The 14,994-nt window shown below is 74.1% G+C and carries 13 protein-coding genes and 1 pseudogene; 11 read left to right on the top strand and 3 right to left on the bottom strand.

What is annotated here, in order from left to right; translation table 11 throughout:
* Positions 1-12 precede the first annotated feature (12 nt).
* The 8 genes from ACZ6CZ_RS05750 (at position 13) to ACZ6CZ_RS05785 (ending at position 9,434) form a co-directional block, all read left to right on the top strand.
* Positions 13-1,104: a LacI family DNA-binding transcriptional regulator gene (locus ACZ6CZ_RS05750; RefSeq protein WP_469015260.1), complete on the top strand. Its 1,092-nt coding sequence runs from the start codon at positions 13-15 to the stop codon at positions 1,102-1,104.
* 942 nt (positions 1,105-2,046) lie between these two features.
* Positions 2,047-3,144, top strand: a complete 1,098-nt coding sequence (locus tag ACZ6CZ_RS05755) for an ABC transporter substrate-binding protein (protein WP_469015262.1) — start codon at positions 2,047-2,049, stop codon at positions 3,142-3,144.
* Positions 3,145-3,210: 66 nt separating this feature from the next.
* Positions 3,211-4,770 (top strand): sugar ABC transporter ATP-binding protein, encoded by a 1,560-nt coding sequence (locus ACZ6CZ_RS05760; RefSeq protein ID WP_469015265.1) that lies wholly within the window; start codon positions 3,211-3,213, stop codon positions 4,768-4,770.
* Positions 4,763-5,725, top strand: coding sequence for an ABC transporter permease (locus ACZ6CZ_RS05765; RefSeq protein ID WP_469015268.1), 963 nt, complete (start codon positions 4,763-4,765; stop codon positions 5,723-5,725). Before ACZ6CZ_RS05760 ends, ACZ6CZ_RS05765 begins: the two co-directional genes overlap by 8 nt.
* Entirely contained in the window at positions 5,722-6,753 is a 1,032-nt protein-coding gene (locus ACZ6CZ_RS05770) for an ABC transporter permease (protein ID WP_469015271.1), read from the top strand. Before ACZ6CZ_RS05765 ends, ACZ6CZ_RS05770 begins: the two co-directional genes overlap by 4 nt.
* Positions 6,754-6,913: 160 nt before the next feature.
* Positions 6,914-7,192, top strand: coding sequence for a polyprenyl synthetase (locus ACZ6CZ_RS05775; RefSeq protein WP_469015273.1), 279 nt, complete (start codon positions 6,914-6,916; stop codon positions 7,190-7,192).
* Positions 7,185-8,237, top strand: a complete 1,053-nt coding sequence (locus ACZ6CZ_RS05780; protein WP_469015278.1) for a polyprenyl synthetase family protein — start codon at positions 7,185-7,187, stop codon at positions 8,235-8,237. The genes ACZ6CZ_RS05775 and ACZ6CZ_RS05780 overlap by 8 nt, the downstream gene beginning before the upstream one ends.
* A 39-nt stretch (positions 8,238-8,276) precedes the next feature.
* Positions 8,277-9,434 carry an oxygenase MpaB family protein gene (locus tag ACZ6CZ_RS05785; RefSeq protein ID WP_469015281.1) on the top strand — a complete coding sequence of 386 codons (1,158 nt, stop codon included), beginning with the start codon at positions 8,277-8,279 and terminating at the stop codon, positions 9,432-9,434.
* A gap of 33 nt (positions 9,435-9,467) precedes the next feature.
* On the opposite strand, the pseudogene ACZ6CZ_RS05790 reads toward ACZ6CZ_RS05785, so the two are convergent.
* Positions 9,468-10,439, bottom strand: a pseudogene (locus ACZ6CZ_RS05790) (quinone oxidoreductase family protein); the annotation flags it as partial.
* Positions 10,440-10,551: 112 nt separating this feature from the next.
* Here ACZ6CZ_RS05790 and ACZ6CZ_RS05795 point away from each other — a divergent pair.
* Positions 10,552-10,890 (top strand): ArsR/SmtB family transcription factor, encoded by a 339-nt coding sequence (locus tag ACZ6CZ_RS05795; RefSeq protein ID WP_469016558.1) that lies wholly within the window; start codon positions 10,552-10,554, stop codon positions 10,888-10,890.
* A gap of 68 nt (positions 10,891-10,958) precedes the next feature.
* Here the strand turns inward: ACZ6CZ_RS05795 and ACZ6CZ_RS05800 are convergent, their stop codons facing one another.
* Positions 10,959-11,420 carry a DUF1877 family protein gene (locus ACZ6CZ_RS05800; protein ID WP_469015284.1) on the bottom strand — a complete coding sequence of 154 codons (462 nt, stop codon included), beginning with the start codon at positions 11,418-11,420 and terminating at the stop codon, positions 10,959-10,961.
* 181 nt (positions 11,421-11,601) lie between these two features.
* The gene (locus ACZ6CZ_RS05805) at positions 11,602-12,099 is read right to left on the bottom strand and encodes an SPW repeat protein (protein WP_469015287.1); all 498 of its coding nucleotides are present in this window, start codon (positions 12,097-12,099) and stop codon (positions 11,602-11,604) included.
* A gap of 250 nt (positions 12,100-12,349) precedes the next feature.
* Here ACZ6CZ_RS05805 and ACZ6CZ_RS05810 point away from each other — a divergent pair, with 250 nt between their 5' ends.
* Together ACZ6CZ_RS05810 and ACZ6CZ_RS05815 are read left to right on the top strand one after the other, a co-directional pair.
* Entirely contained in the window at positions 12,350-14,587 is a 2,238-nt protein-coding gene (locus ACZ6CZ_RS05810; RefSeq protein WP_469015290.1) for a SpoIIE family protein phosphatase, read from the top strand.
* A 139-nt stretch (positions 14,588-14,726) separates the two neighbouring features.
* Entirely contained in the window at positions 14,727-14,993 is a 267-nt protein-coding gene (locus ACZ6CZ_RS05815) for a DUF3253 domain-containing protein (RefSeq protein WP_469015294.1), read from the top strand.
* The last annotated feature ends 1 nt before the right edge of the window (position 14,994 follow it).

Genomic DNA, 14,994 nt, shown 5'->3' on the forward strand with positions numbered 1-14,994 from the left:
GAAGGGATCGACGTGCGGGTCAACCTCAAGGACGTCGCCGCGCATGCGGGGGTCTCCATCAAGACCGTCTCCAACGTGGTGAACAACTACCAGCACGTCACCCCCGCGATGCGGGAACGCGTCCAGCGGTCCATCGACGCGCTCGGCTACCGGCCCAACCTGACCGCCCGGCACCTGCGCAAGGGACGCACGGGCATCATCGCGCTCGCCCTGCCCGAACTCGGCAACCCGTACTTCGCCGAACTCGCCGCCGCCGTCATCGACGCGGCCGCCGAGCACGACTACATCGTGCTGCTGGACCACACCGGAGGACGCCGAGAGCAGGAGATCCTGGTCAGCCAGGGCTTCCGGGCCCGGGTCATCGACGGACTGATCCTCAGCCCCATCGAGCTGGAGCCGGAGGACCTGCGCGACCGCGCGGAGAACGTACCGCTGGTCCTGCTCGGCGAACGGGACTACGACCTGCCGTACGACCACATCGCCATCGACAACGTCGCCGCCGCCCGCGCCGCCGTCCGGCACCTGATCGGCCTCGGGCGCCGGGAGGTCGCGTTCATCGGCTCGCGTGGCGGCCGCAGCGAACCGGCCCAACTGCGCGTACGGGGCTGGCGCGAGGAGCTGACCGCCGCCGGGCTCCCGGCCGACGACGGGCTCGTCGCCGCCACCGACGGCTGGGGGCACGCGGACGGGGCGGCGGCCATGACCCGCATCCTGGACGCCGGACGGCGGCCCGACGCTGTGTTCGCCTACAACGACCCGATGGCCATCGGTGCCATGCGGGTGCTGCACGAGCGCGGGCTGCGGGTGCCCGGGGACATCGCCGTGGTCGGCTTCGACGACGTGGTCGAGGGGCGGTTCGGGGCGGTGACCCTGACGTCCGTGTCCCCCGACAAGGAGGCGATCGGCCGGCTCGCGGTGGAGTCGGTGCTGACCCGGCTGGGCGGCGCCGCACCGGAGCCCCGGCGCATCTGGGCGGACTACCGCCTGGCCGAACGGGAGAGCACGCTGGGACGCCGCCCGGCCACCACCGCCCCGACCGACCGATCCGACGAGGACGACGACACACCGGGCCGATCCACCACGGACGGCCGTCCGCGGGACTGAGCAACCGAAGGCGTGCGTATCCGCCGGCCGGCCACCACCTGCCACTCGCCGGCCACCACCCACCACCCGCCGGCCGCCGGGCGCCGGACGCCGGGCGCCGGACGGCGAGCGGCGAGCGGCGAAACGGTGGTGCGGTCGGTCGGCCGACGCGCACCCGCCCCGGCCCGCCCCGGCCAGCCCGGCCTGCCCGCCCGGCCTGCCCGCCCCGGCCCGCCCGCCCGGCCTGCCCGCCCCGGCCCGCCCGGCCTGCCCGGGCGGGCCGGACGACAGTGCGGCCGGTCGGTCCGGCACCAGCCGTCCCGCCCGCTGGCGGCCTGCCCGGCCCTGCCCCCGCCCCGGCCCAGCTCACCCGCAGCCCGCCCTGGGCGAGCGGTGGTGCGGTCGGTAGGCCGACGCGCACCTGCCCCAGCCCGCCCAGCCCGCCCAGCCCGCCCAGCCCGCCCAGCCCGCCCGGTCGGCCGGTCGGCCGGTCGGCCGGTCGGCCGGTCGGCCGGTCGGCGCGGACGACCGCGCGGCCGCCCGGTCCGGCACCGGCCGCCCCGCCCGCCGGTGGCCTGCCCGGCCCTGCCCCCGCCCAGCTCACCCCCAGCCCGCCCGGCCTGCCCGCGGCCTCCCGGGTCCGCCCGCCGCGTGCGGCCCCGCGGCCCGCCCCGTGTCCCCCGCGGCCCGCCGTGCGGCGGCCATGCGGGCGCCCCGTGCGCCCCGTCCGGCCGCCCCGTCGAACGCCGCGTTCGTCACAACTCGCCCGCCCGCAGGGCCTCTTCGACGGCGCGGCCGCGAACTCAGGTCGCGCACAAGGGGTTTACAGCGTCCTTCCAACGATGTAAAAACCTCCTTGCGGCGGACCGGACAGCGTCACACGCCGGGGGAGAAGCACCACTTCTGCTCGTCGTAAGGCTCCCCAGTTCCCTTCACAGCGTCACCCGGATCGGGGTCACCACCATGCAGCGCACCACTCACCGTCCGCAGTTCCTCGCCCGTCCCGTGGTGGTGGCCTTGGCCGCCGCGGTGGCCCTGACCGCCGCCGCCTGCACGAAGTCCGAGGACGACGCCTCGGACCCGCAGCAGGGCTCGTCGGCCGCCGCCGACGCCGGCCAGAAGGTCGTCACACCGAAGCCGGGCGGCAAGGGCTGCACCGTCGACGCCTACGGCGGCAAGAAGCTCGACCTGAAGACCGCCACGGTCGGCTTCTCGCAGTCGGAGAAGGAGGCCAACCCCTTCCGCATCGCGGAGACGCAGTCCATCAAGGACGAGGCGGCCAAGCGCGGTGTGAAGCTGCTGACCGCCAACGCCCAGTCGCAGTTCTCCAAGCAGATCAGCGACGTCCAGGACCTGCTCGCCAAGGGCGCCGACCTGCTGGTCATCGCCCCGCTCAACTCCGACGGCTGGGACCCGGTGCTGCAGGCCGCGGCGGCCAAGAAGGTCCCGATCGTCACCATCGACCGCAAGATCAACGCCACCGCGTGCAAGGACTACGTCTCCTTCATCGCCTCGGACTTCGTCGAGCAGGGCAAGCGCGCCGCCGACCGGATGATCGAGGCCACGGGCGGCAAGGGCGACGTCGCGATCCTGCTCGGCTCGGCCGGCAACAACGTCACCACCGAGCGCACCAAGGGCTTCAAGGACCGTCTCGCGGAGAAGGCGCCGGGGCTGAAGGTCGTCTTCGAGCAGACCGGGGACTTCACGCGCGAGAAGGGCCAGCAGGTCACCGAGCAGCTGATCCAGTCCAAGCCGGGGATCAAGGGCGTCTACGCCGAGAACGACGAGATGGGCCTCGGTGCGGTGGCGGCGCTCAAGGGGGCGGGCAAGAAGGCCGGTGACGTCAGGATCGTCACGGTCGACGGCACCCGCAACGCCGTACAGGGCATCGTGGACGGCTGGATCAGCGGCGTCATCGAGTCCAACCCCCGTTTCGGGCCGCTGGCGTTCCAGACGCTGGACACCTTCACCCAGGGCAAGGAAGTCCCGCAGGACATCGTCATCCAGGACAACGCCTACGGCGCCGACAACGCCAAGCAGGACATCGGCACGGCGTACTGACCACCTCCGGGGGCCCGGCACCGTCCGGGCCCCGCTCCCGCACCCCATCCCTTCCTGGAGGCACAGGTGGCACCCCCTGCCGAGGTCCTCACCGTCCGCGGGCTCAGCAAGTCCTTCCCCGGAGTCCGGGCCCTGGACGACGTGGACCTGACGCTGCACCCCGGCGAGGTGCACGCCCTGATCGGGGAGAACGGCGCCGGCAAGTCGACCCTCATCAAGCTCCTGACCGGCGTGTACCGGCCGGACGCCGGCCGGATCACCTTCCAGGGGCGCGAGGTCTCCTTCGCCACACCGCTGGAGGCCCAGAAGGCGGGCATCTCCACCATCTACCAGGAGGTCAACCTCATCCCGCTGATGAGCGTGGCCCGCAACCTCTTCCTGGGCCGCGAACCGCGCAACCGGTTCGGCCTGCTCGACTTCGGCCGCATGCACCGCGAGGCCGGTCAGACGCTGCGCGGCTACGGCGTCCGGGTGGACGTGCGCCGGCCGCTGCGCACCCTCGGTGTCGGCGCCCAGCAGATGGTGGCCCTGGCTCGCGCCGTGGCGACCGACGCGCGGATCGTCGTCATGGACGAACCCACGTCCTCCCTCGAACCGCGTGAGGTGGAGACCCTGTTCTCCGTCATCCGCCGGCTGCGCGACGAGGGCATCGCCGTCGTCTACGTCAGCCACCGCCTGGACGAGCTGTACGCCGTCTGCGACACCGTCACCGTGCTGCGGGACGGGCGCCGCGTGCACCACGGCCGGCTGGCCGACCTGGACCGGCTCGCCCTGGTCTCGACCATGCTCGGCCGCGAACTGGGCGAGGTGCGCGCGGAAGGGCTGACCAAGTTCACCGGCGACCACCACGCCGCCGACGCCCCGCCGGTGCTCGAGGCCACGGACCTGGAGGTCCCGCACACCCTGCACGGCGTCTCGCTCGCCATCCGGCCCGGCGAGGTCGTCGGCCTCGGCGGCCTGCTCGGCTCCGGGCGGACCGAGACGGCCAAGGCCATCTCCGGTGCGCTGCCGCTCCGTTCGGGCCGGGTCACGGTGGCCGGGGTCCCGCTGCGCGGCGGTTCCACGGCCGGTGCCATCCGGGCCGGCATCAGCCTGCTGCCCGAGGACCGCAAGAGCGAGGGCATCGTCCCCGGCCTGTCGGTCCGGGAGAACATCGCGCTGGCCGCCCTGCCCCGCCTGTCCCGCTTCGGCCTGGTCTCCGAGGCCCGGGTCGACAGCGTCGTCGACACCTTCGTCGAGCGGCTGCGCATCAAGGCGTCCTCACCGCACCAGAAGGTCGGCGAACTGTCCGGCGGCAACCAGCAGAAGGTGCTGCTGGCCCGCTGGCTGGCGATGAACCCGAAGGTGCTGCTGCTCGACGAGCCCACCCGCGGCATCGACGTCGGCGCCAAGGCCGAGGTGCAGAAGCTCGTCGACGAACTGGCCGCAGACGGTCTGGGTGTCCTGCTCATCTCCTCCGACCTGGAGGAACTCATCGAAGGGTCCGACCGCGTGATCGTACTGAAGGACGGTGCGGTCGTCGGCGAACTGACCGGCGACGACGTCACCGAGGACACGCTGATGCGGACCATCGCCGCGGCCGCGCCCGGCCACGACCTGGTGAAGGAGGCGGCCACCGATGGCTGAGGCCACCGTCCGTACCGTCCCCCTGGACACCGCGCGCGTCCTGCGGTGGCTGCAGCGGTACGGCGTCTACGCGGGCGTCGCCCTGCTCCTGGTCGTCAACGCCGCCATCACCCCGCACTTCCTGTCCGCGGAGAACTTCCGCACCCAGGCCGTGCAGGTCGCGCCCGTCGTCATCGTCGCCCTGGGCATGGCACTCGTCATCGGCACCGAGGGCGTGGACCTCTCGGTCGGCGCGGTGATGGCGCTGGCGGCCTCCGTGACGGCGCTCTACCTCGGCTACGGTCTGGTCCCGGCCCTGCTGGTGGTGGCGCTGTTCGCCGCCGCGGTGGGCCTCGCCAACGGGGTACTGGTCGCGTTCGTCGGCGTACAGCCCATCGTGGCCACCCTGGCGCTCATGGTCGGCGGCCGCGGTGTCGCCCTGGTGCTGCTGCCGCAGCTGCGGGACGTACGCGACCCGGCGCTGGCCTCCCTCGGGTCCGGCGACCTGGCCGGCGTCCCCTACCTCATCCTGATCGCCGCCGCCCTGGCGGCGCTGGTCGCGTTCGTCGTCCGCCGCACCACCTTCGGCCGCCAACTGCTCGCCGTCGGCGACAGCCGGCCCGCGGCCCAGCTCGCCGGACTGCCCGTACGCCGGGTCCTGATCCTGGTGTACGTCGGCTCCGCGCTGCTCGCCGCCGTGGCCGGGGTGCTGGCCACCGCCCGGCTCCAGGCGAGCGATCCGACGTCGCTGGGCAACCTGATGGAGCTGTCCGCCATCACCGCGGTCGTCGTGGGCGGCACCCCGCTGACCGGCGGCCGGGTCAACATCGCCGGCACCGTGGCGGGCGCGGTCCTCATCCAGCTGCTCACCGCCACCCTCATCAAGCACGATCTGCCGCCCTCGTGGACCCAGATCGCCCAGGCCATAGTGATCGTGTGCGCGGTGTACGCGGCACGAGGACGGGGGAAGCGATGACCGCCACGAAGACGGACGCACCCGTGACCACCGGCGACGCGTCCGCGCCGGGCGCCGGACCGGCGGGCCCGGCCCGCTCCGAACGGCTGAGCGCCCTGGTGCAGCAGCACGGCGCGCTGGCCGTGCTGGTGGTCGTCTCGATCGTCGCCTCCGTCAGCTTCGACTCCTTCGCCACCGGCGACAACGTCTCGAACATGGCGACCAGTTCGGCGTTCCTGGCCATCGTCGCGCTGGGCATGACGTTCGTCATCGTCACCGGCGGCATCGACCTGTCGGTCGGCTCCCTCTTCGCGCTCGGCGGCGTCCTGGCCGCCTGGGGCTCCCGGCACGGCACCCTGGTGGCCCTGTTGCTGCCCCTCACCGTCTGCTCGCTGATCGGCGCCGTCAACGGCCTGCTGGTCGCCCGGTCCCGGCTGGCCCCCTTCATCGTCACCCTGGCCGCCATGCTCGGCGCGCGCGGCCTGATGCTGTCGCTCACCGACGAGGGCGCCGACACCTATCTGATCGGCAAGGGCTCGGTGCTCGCCACACTCGGCCAGGGCTCGACGCTCGGGCTGGGCAACCCGGTGTGGATCACCCTGGCGCTGTTCGTCGCCGGCGCGGTCGTGCTGCGCCGCACCCGGTTCGGGCAGCACGTGTACGCGGTCGGCGGCAACGAGGACGCAGCCGCCCTGATGGGCGCCCCGGTGGCCCGCACGAAGATCCTCGTCTACACGCTCTCCGGGCTGCTGGCCGGGCTGGCCGGCGCCCTGAACGCGGCCTGGCTGGCCTCCGGGGTGACCATCCTCGGCAACGGCATGGAACTGGACGCCATCTCCGCGGTCGTCATCGGCGGCACCCTGCTGACCGGCGGACTCGGCTACGTCAGCGGCTCCCTGGTCGGCGTCCTGCTGCTGAAGGTGATCCAGAACGTCATCAACCAGATCGGCTCCCTCGACTCCTCCTACCAGCAGGTCGTCAGCGGTGCCTTCCTGGCCGTCGTGGTGGTCGCCCAGACCTGGCTGGGCCGCAGACGGCAGCTGCTGTAGCCGGCCACCGTCGCCGTGGCCGGCGGTCGCCGCGAACCGTACGGCCGAGCGAGCCGATCACCCGTTGGTTAGTTCTCCTGCCCCGCACCCCGCACACCGCGACCCTGGAAGGGCGGCGCGGGACCGGCGCCGGCGGATGCGCGACAGGCGGGGAGACGGCATGGCGCGGGGCACGGGACGACACGAGGGCCTGGACGGACAGGCGCTGCTCATGGCGGCCGGGCTGGCCGACCTGGCGGTGAGCACGCTGGGCTCGGCCCTGGGCACGGTACGACAGCTGCTGCGCCGCTCGGACGGCGCGGAACTGGCCGCCGGGGCCGAGCGTGAACTGGTGGCGCGCGGGCGCCTGGTGATCGACCGGTACGCGGCCGTGCCCCCGGCCCACCTGGAGATCCTCGCCCGGCAGGCACGGGCCCGGCGGGCCGCCGACGATGTCTGAGCCCTGGGACCCGGCCGCGTTCAAGGCCCGCGTCGACGCCGTGCTGCGGGAGTACGTCGCGGACGAGGCCGACCGGTTCGCGGCCGTCGACCCGCTGCTGGCACCGGTGGCCGCCCAGCTGGAGGCGGCGGTCGCCGACGGCAAACGGCTGCGCGCGGCGTTCTGCTACTGGGGCTGGCGTGCGGTGGGCCAGCCCGACAGCGACGCGCTGGTGCGCGCGGCGGCCTCCATGGAGCTGGTGCACGCGGCGGCGGTCGTGCACGACGACCTCATCGACGACAGTCCGCTGCGGCACGGCAGGCCCACCGTGCACCTGGCCCTGCGCGACGCCGTGCACGGGCGTCCGCGGGCCGTCGCCGCCGCCGACTCGCTGGCGATGCTGGTGGGGGACCTGCTGATGGGGCTGTCCGGGCAGCTGTTCGCCACCAGCGGTCTACCCGCCGCCTATCTGGCGCGCGCCCGCCCGCTGTGGTCGGTGCTGGCCCGGGAACTGATCGCCGGCGAGTGCCTGGAGATCCTGCGCACCGGAACCGATCCGGACACCGCGGACTCCCTGAAGGTGATCCGGTACAAGACCGCCAAGTACACCGTGGAGCAGCCGCTGCTGATCGGCGGCGCCCTGGCGGGAGCCGGTGAGCGGCTGCGCGAGGGCTACTCGGCGTACGGGCTGCCGCTGGGCGAGGCGTTCCAGCTGCGGGACGACCTGCTGGGCCTGTTCGGGGACTCCCGCCGCACCGGCAAGGCCAACGCCGACGACGTACGCGGCCACCGGCCCACCGCCCTGCTGGCGGAGACCTGGCGGCTGGCCGGTGACGGCGACCGGGCGCTGCTGCGGGCCCTGCTGGGCCGCCGGGACCTCGACGGGGACGGCTTGGCGGCGGTCGGGGCGGTGATGAGCCGGCTGAAGGCGCCCGACCGGGTCGAAACCATGATCGCCGACCGGGTCGAGGAGGCCCTCGGTGCGCTCGGCGAGCTGGACCTGCCCCGGCACGCGGCAGCGGCCCTGACCGCCCTGGCGCACTCGGCGGCGGTCCGGCCGTCCTGACGCACGCACTGACCCAGACGTCGAACAAGGAGCCCTGCCATGACCCGCACCGAGGCATCGATGGACGCCCTGCGGTGGACCGGTGACGAACTCGCCGACGCCACCGTCGCCGCTCTCTTCGCCCGCGGGGAGGTGGGCAGGCTCAACTCCCTGATGCGGTACGTCTCCACGGCCGGCGTCCCGCTGCCGGACGGGCTCCCCGACGTGGCCCGCGAGTACCTGGAGGCCACCGCTGCCCCGCCGGACTGGGTCGACTGGGCGGAGATGGAGAAGGCCCGGCTGTTCTTCATCGACAACAACGTGCACATCTCCACGGCCCTGTCCTTCGCCGCCATGCCCGCCTGCTACGTGGTGCCGCACGTGGCGAAGCTGCTGTCGTCCACCCACGGGCTGGCGTACCCCTCCAAACGGATGGCGGAGACCGGCCAGTTCACCGTCTACCTCATGCAGCCGGACGCCTTCGAGGCGGGCGGCCGCTTCATCCCCGCCGCGCAGAAGGTCCGCCTGCTGCACGCCTCGATTCGCCACCACCTCACGCGCGAGAACCGCTGGGACACCGCCGCCCTCGGCACGCCGATCTGCCAGGAGGACATGATCGGCGGGCAGCTGTTCTTCTCCCTGCTCGTCCTGGACAGCCTGCACCGGCTCGGCATCCACATGTCGGCGGATGGCGCCGAGGCCTACTACTACGCCTGGCGCGTGGTCGGCGCGATGCTCGGCGTCGACCAGGAGGCGGTGCCGCACACCCTGGAGGACGCCCGCGAGTTCCTGGACCTGTACATGGTCCGGCACATGGGGCCCTCCGCGGAGGGCGCGCACCTGACCCGGCAGCTCATCGACCTCTACGAGGAGGTCGTCCCCGGCACCCTCCTCGACCCGGTCGTCTCCGCGCTCGTCCGCCACCTCGTCGGCGACACCTGCGCCGACTGGCTCGACGTGCCCCGCAGCCGCTGGGACACCGTCGTCAAAGCCGCGCCGCACCTGCTGGGCGTGCTGGAGACGATCGAGGACCGCTCACCGCTCGGCGCCTGGGCCCTGGACCGCCTCGGCCACCTCACCACCGTCCTGGAGCTGTCCTCCCTCACCCGCGGACGCGTCATGCACTACGCCGTCCCGCCGGAACTGAGGAAGGACTACGGCGTCCACGGCACGCCGCGCACCCGTCGCTGGACCCCGCCCCCGGCCACCGTGCACTGACCGCACACCCCGGGCCAACTCCTGGGCCGGGTCGCCGCCCACCCGCAGCAGCAGCTTGCCCGTGCTGGTGCGGGTGCCCATCAGCCGGTGCGCCTCCGCGGCCTCCTCCAGGCCGAACTCGGCCGTCACCGGCAGCGACACGGTGCCGTCGACCACCGTGGCGAAGGCCTGTTCCGCGAGGGCGCGCAGCTCGCCGGGGGCCCGCCGCGCCAGCGTCAGGATGGAGAAGCCGCCGACCGAGACACCGGTGGGGTACAGCTCCGGCTGCCCCACCCGCCACGGCTCGGCCGAGCCGGCGTTGCCGAAGGAGACCAGACGGCCGAAGACCGCCAGCGAGGCCAGGCCGGCGCGCAGTGTCTCGCCGCCGACCGGGTCCAGCACCAGGTCGACCCCGCGGCCCCCGGTCGCGGAGCGCAGCGGCTCCTCGAAGTCACCGACGAACACCTCGTCGTAGCCGAACCGCCGCGCGTACACCGCCTTGGCCGCGCCCGACACGACGCCGTACACCGGGCCCGCGCCCGCCGCCTTCGCCAACTGGCCGGCCACCGTGCCGACTCCGCCGGCGGCGCCCTGCACCAGCACCGTCTCGCCCGGTCGCAGCCGGCCCACCGAGTGCAGCAGGGCGTACGCCGTCGGCAGCACCGTCGGCAAGGTGGCGGCCGTACGCAGGTCCATCCCCTTCGGCACCGGGAAGACGGTCGCCGTGTCCGCCACGACCACGTCGGCGTAGGCGCCGCCCTCCGTCAGGGCGGTCACCTCCTGGCCCACGGCCAGGCCGGTCACCCCGGCGCCGACCGCGCGCACCCGCCCGGAGACCTCCAGGCCGAGCACGAACGGCAGCCGCGGCACCCGGTAGCCCTCCGAACGGGCCTTGAGGTCGGCGAAGTTGACGCCGGTGTACGCCACGTCGACGGAGACCTGGCCGGGTCCCGGCTCGGGGACCGCCGTCTCCACCACCGTCAGGACCTCCGGGCCGCCGTACCGCTGGATCTCGATCGCGCGCATGCCACAACCCCCGGGCTCGACTGTTCAATGAAAAGCGAACACTGGCGAGAGTATGGTTTCCATCGAACAGTCCGCAACCCGGCACCCCGGCAATCCCGGCGAGGAGCACGACGTGGCGCAGCGCACCGTCAGCCATCGGGCGGCCCCCGAGCACACCCATCCCGACGACGTCCCCGTGCCGACCGCGCTGGCAGCGCTCGCCGATCCGGTACGCCTGACGCTGGTGCGGGAGCTGGCGGGATCCGGAGACTGGACGCGCAGCTGCGGCAGCTTCGACGTGCCCGTCGGCAAGGCGGCCCTCAGCCACCACTTCGCGGTGCTGCGCGGCGCCGGGCTGGTCGAGCAGCGCGACGAGGGGCCCCGGCGGGTCAACCGGCTGCGCCGGGAGGAGTTCGACGCCCGTTTCCCCGGGCTGCTGGCACTCGTCCTGCGCGAGGACCCGGCCGGCTGAACACGGCCGGCGCGGTGATGGGCCGGCGCCGGAGGCGGTGACCCGCGCGCGGACCGCCGACCCGGCGGTCAGTCCTCGTGGAGCTGGGCCACGCACAGCCCCGCCCGGGCGGCCGCGGCGTACAGGGCGCACACCTCGGTCAGGGTGGTGACCAGGTCCTCCACGTATCCGTCGGGGACGCCGCCGCGGACGATGCCGGACACCACGCGCGGGGCGAGGCGCGTGACCTCCTCGACGTCGACGCGGGCGAGGACGGCGGCGACGCGCCGCACCTCACCGGCCGGCAGGACGCCGCACGCCGTTCCGGCGCCGTCGTCACCGAGCAGGTCCCCGCCGGACAGCGCGAGGTCCGCCACCTCGGCCGCGCCCGCGCCGCTCAGCAGCCGCGCGACGATGTCCGCCTCCTTCTCCAGGTCGCAGATCTCGGCGCTGTCCTCGGCCTCCAGCTCGGCGCAGCGCGCCAGCACGTGCGCAAAGCCGGCGCCGGCCTCGGCGGGCGGGAGGGCGAGGAGGCGGGTTCTCGTGGTCATGGGCAGCGGTGGCCTTCCGGGAGCGGGACGGTCGGCGGACCGGGGCGCTGCGGCCGCCGGCTCCGCGGGTCGAGACCCGGCACACAGTACGACGGCATACCGACACCGGCACCGGCGCCGGGGACGACGGCGGTGCGGGTGCCGGTGCGTGGTGCGTCGGCCGGGTCGGCAGTCAGCCGGGTCAGCGGTGCTCGGCCGAGTAGGCACCCGTGGAGCCCGACATGCCGCCGCGCTTGTTGCGGCTCTCCGCCGCGCGGGCGGCGGCGCTGGCGGCGAGAGCCAGGAGGAGGGCGACCGCACCGGTGATGATGTTGTTCACGACGGTCTTCGTGGTGCTCACGTCGCCGGCCACGACCCAGGGGGCGATGATCGTCCACGCCCCGAGGACGCAGGCGGCCCAGGCCATGCTGTGGGTGCGTTCGTAGGCGCGGCCGAAGCCCCCGCTCATGAGCATCGCGTAGGCGATGCCGACCAGCAGATTCGTGACGGCGAGGGTGGAGAGGCCGTTGAAGCCGGTGATCCAGGGGGAGGCGGCCAGGTAGAGGCCGGTGAGGAAGGCCATCGTCCCGGTGGCCTGTCCCGCGGGGGTGCTGGTGGCGCGTTCGGCCGTCTCGTGACGGGCGCGCATGTCGATGAGGTCCGGATGCGTCTCGATGGACGGCCTGGACGAGGTTGACATGGCTTTCACCTCGAAGGAGTGCTGGGGCTGTGCGGACCGTTCGTCCTGCACCCCGAGTACCGCCCCGCATCGCCTTTATGCGCTTCTTATCAGATATTGTCCGAGAATTCCGCGGGTGCGCTCGGCATGTGATCCGCTCGACAGGCGTAGACCGCTCGTTCCGGTGCATACGGACCTGGATGAGGCGCTGGCGAAGCGGGTGCGCGATGATGCTGCGTCCGATGGGGCCAGATGTCCGGGGAGGGACACGATGACGGCTGAGCGCGGCAGGCGACTGCCGAGCGCCCGCACACGGCAGTCCGGCACGGCCGCCGGGACGGGGCAGCCGGCCGACGCGGACCTGTCCGCCCTGTTCGGCACGTCGACGGCCCTGTTCGCCTCGATGGCCGGGCCCGCCCATGTGCTGGAGACGGGGAACCCGGCGTTCTTCGCCGCGATCGGCGGCGGGGCACGGGAGCGCACCGGTGTGCCGATCGGTGACCTCCTGCCCGAACTGGGCCCGCAGGGCTTCATCGGCATCCTGGACCGCGTCTACCGCCTCGGCGAACGGCACGTCGGCCGGGACGCCCGGGTCCTCCTGGGCGAGGGCGACAGCACCCGCGAGGCCTTCTTCGACTTCACCTACGAACCACGTCGCGACGCGGGCGGCAACATCATCGGGGTGCGGATGATCGGGGTGGAGACCACCCAGACCAAGCACGCCCGGCGGCTGGCCGCCGAGCAGCGGGCGCTGCTGGAGCAGATCGCCCGCCAGGCCCCCCTGTCGGACGTCCTGGACGGCATGTGCCGGTCGATCGAGGAGCTCGCCCCCGAGGTGCTGGTCTCAGTGCTGCTCGCCGACCCGGACGGCCGCCACCTGCGGCACGGCGCCGCCCCCAGCCTGCCCGCCTTCTACAACCAGGCCATCGACGGCATCGCCACCGGTGAGGGCGTCGGCTCCTGCGGGACGGCCGCCCACCGGCGCGAGAACGTGATCGTCAGCGACATCGCCGCCGACCCGCTGTGGGCGGACTTCCGCGACCTGGCCGGCCAGGCCGGTCTGGGCGCCTGCTGGTCCACGCCGATCCTGGCCCGGGACGGCGCGCTGCTGGGCACCTTCGCGATGTACCACCGCACCCCGCGCACCCCGCGCGAGGTGGACCTGGCCGTCGCCCGCGTCTTCGCCGACACGGCGGCGCTGGCCGTCGAGCGCCACCAGGCCGAGCAGGCCCGCCGGGCCGCCGACGCCCGGGAGAAGGCGGCCCGCGACGACCTCGCCTTCCTGCTGGCGGCCAGCACCGCGCTCGCCGACGACCTCGACGAGACCCAGACCCTGCAACGCCTGGCCGACCTGTGCACGCCCACCCTGGCGCCGCTGGCCACCGTCGACCTCGTCGAGGCCGGGAGCGTCAGGCGCGTCGCCGCGTCCGCCCCGACGGAGTCCGCGCACCGCCTGCTCGTCTCCCACACCCCCGGCCACGACACGCAGGTCGACGACGTCGTCGCCCGCGTCCTGGCCTCCGGCGTCACCGAAGTGGCCCGCCGCACCCCGACCGGGCCGGGCCCCTGGCGGGAACTCGGCGTCACCGGCTACGTGTGCGTGCCGCTGACCGACCGCGGGCGGCCCTTCGGCGCGCTCACCCTGCTGTCCACCGAGGGGTACGCCCTCGACGGCCACCGCATCGCCCTGGCGGAGGAGGTGGCCCGCCGGGCCGCCTCGGCCGCCCGCAACGCACGCCAGTACACCCAGCGCGCGGCGCTCGCCCGCGACCTGCAGACCGGCCTGCTCCTGCCCGACCTGCCCGACGTCCCCGGCGCCGACCTCGCGGCCTTCTACCACCCCGCGGGCGAGGGACTGGACATCGGCGGCGACTTCTACGACGTGTTCCCGCTCGGCGCCGGCCGGTGGGCGTTCATGCTCGGTGACGTGTGCGGCCGCGGCGCGATCGCCGCGACCACCACCGCCCTGGTCCGGCACACCGCCCGCGCCGTCGCCCCCCTCGTCCCCGACCCCGCCGACACCGTCATGGCGGTCGACAAGGCCCTCAACGACCGCGCCCCCTCCCCGGCCAACGGCTTCGTCACGATGGTCTACGGCCACCTCACCCCGACCCCGGCCGGGCTGGACGTCGACCTCGTCCGGGCGGGCCACACCCTGCCCCTGGTGCTGGACGGCTCGCACCGGGTCGACACGGTCCGGGCGTCCGGCGGACTCCTCGGCATCGGCATCCCGCCGCGCCTGCGCGCCGGCCGCGTCCTGCTGCGCCCGGACGAGAGCCTGCTGCTCTACACCGACGGCATCACGGAGTGCCGTGTCGCCAAGCAGGAGCAGTACGGCGAGGAACGCCTGGCCGCGGCGCTCGCCTCCACGCGGCCCCGGCCGTGTGCCGCCGACATCGTCCGGGCCATCGCCGACGACGTACGGGGCTTCCTCGGGGGCGGCGAGGTCGACGACGACCAGGCGGCACTGGTCATCACCGCGGGCCGCCCCGCCCCGGACGGCCACTGACCCGGACGGCCACGGACCGACCCGCGCGCCCGGGGCCGCGCCGGGCGCCGCGCGTACCCTGAACGGGACGGACAGAGGGCCTCGCGGCCGGCGCGGAGGGAAGCCGCGCGGGACGCACCGGCCCGGAAGGGCGCCGCGCATGCCGGTCACCGACCACGGGCTCGAAGGGGCCATCCTCGACCTGCTCGGCCGGCGGGCCCCGGGCGCGTCCGTCTGCCCCTCGGACGTGGCACGCGCGGTCCACGGGCAGGACGACGAGGGCTGGCGGGAGCTGATGGAACCCGTCCGGCGGGCCGCCGCCCGGCTCGCCGCCGCGGGTCGCGTCGAGATCACCCAGCACGGGAGCCCCGTGGACCCGGCACGGGCCCGCGGGCCCGTGCGCATCCGCATGCGCCGGCAGGCCTGAC

This window comes from Streptomyces sp. NPDC041135 (assembly GCF_055592085.1).

Coding starts and splice junctions, on each gene's coding strand:
- ACZ6CZ_RS05755 (WP_469015262.1), top strand. CDS start 2,047: ATGCAGCGCACCACTCACCGTCCGCAGTTCCTCGCCCGTCCCGTGGTG.
- ACZ6CZ_RS05770 (WP_469015271.1), top strand. CDS start 5,722: ATGACCGCCACGAAGACGGACGCACCCGTGACCACCGGCGACGCGTCC.
- ACZ6CZ_RS05805 (WP_469015287.1), bottom strand. CDS start 12,099: ATGTCAACCTCGTCCAGGCCGTCCATCGAGACGCATCCGGACCTCATC.
- ACZ6CZ_RS05800 (WP_469015284.1), bottom strand. CDS start 11,420: ATGACCACGAGAACCCGCCTCCTCGCCCTCCCGCCCGCCGAGGCCGGC.
- ACZ6CZ_RS05765 (WP_469015268.1), top strand. CDS start 4,763: ATGGCTGAGGCCACCGTCCGTACCGTCCCCCTGGACACCGCGCGCGTC.
- ACZ6CZ_RS05785 (WP_469015281.1), top strand. CDS start 8,277: ATGACCCGCACCGAGGCATCGATGGACGCCCTGCGGTGGACCGGTGAC.
- ACZ6CZ_RS05780 (WP_469015278.1), top strand. CDS start 7,185: ATGTCTGAGCCCTGGGACCCGGCCGCGTTCAAGGCCCGCGTCGACGCC.
- ACZ6CZ_RS05775 (WP_469015273.1), top strand. CDS start 6,914: ATGGCGCGGGGCACGGGACGACACGAGGGCCTGGACGGACAGGCGCTG.
- ACZ6CZ_RS05815 (WP_469015294.1), top strand. CDS start 14,727: ATGCCGGTCACCGACCACGGGCTCGAAGGGGCCATCCTCGACCTGCTC.
- ACZ6CZ_RS05810 (WP_469015290.1), top strand. CDS start 12,350: ATGACGGCTGAGCGCGGCAGGCGACTGCCGAGCGCCCGCACACGGCAG.